This is a genomic window from Pseudoalteromonas sp. NZS100_1, from assembly GCF_015864285.1.
In the GTDB taxonomy this organism is placed as follows: Bacteria; Pseudomonadota; Gammaproteobacteria; order Enterobacterales; family Alteromonadaceae; genus Pseudoalteromonas; species Pseudoalteromonas arctica.
Map to the genome: position 1 here is coordinate 1 of NZ_JADYXN010000276.1, position 551 is coordinate 551.

1 protein-coding gene is annotated in these 551 nt (G+C 57.0%); it reads right to left on the minus strand.

What is annotated here, in order from left to right; genetic code table 11:
• Positions 1–467 (minus strand): hypothetical protein (locus I6F66_RS21800; protein WP_197209853.1); only part of this gene is annotated, 467 nt, incomplete at its 3' end.
• Positions 468–551: the final 84 nt, after the last annotated feature.

Genomic DNA, 551 nt, shown 5'->3' on the forward strand with positions numbered 1-551 from the left:
CGCTTCAAACTTTCCAATTTCCGTTCGGATCTCGGAAGTTGGTCTCGGGGACAAACCAGGAGTTGCCGCAAATTCTTACGTAAGCCCAGATGCAATCCCAGGCGGATAAGCAGAAATGACCGGACAGATTCCGCCGCCCGGCGTGGATAGCGATCGCAGTTAGGCGCATGTTTGAGGATTTCGTCGGCGATCTTGCGATATTCCGCGACCGGACTGTGCGCTTCCAATATAGGCAGGATCGGTTCGAAAGGATCGCGATGAATACGCGCTACCCGTTCAATTTCCTTCGATCGTGCTGCGGCATGCGCATGCGCCCGATCGCAGGCCGCACCCCAGTCAGACTGGGCAACCTCGATATCCGCCGGTGCAATCAATCCCTCCACAGGCTGCAAGCGATCCGCCATATGCGGTTGCTGTCTCAACCACCCCGTCTTCTCACGGGTCAGCGCCATTGCGAGGTGAAGCATTTCCACCTCCCAGCGGGTATAAAATCCGCGACGTCGCTCACGCCACTGCACATACCAGTCCCACACAGCCGGGAAAATGAGCAT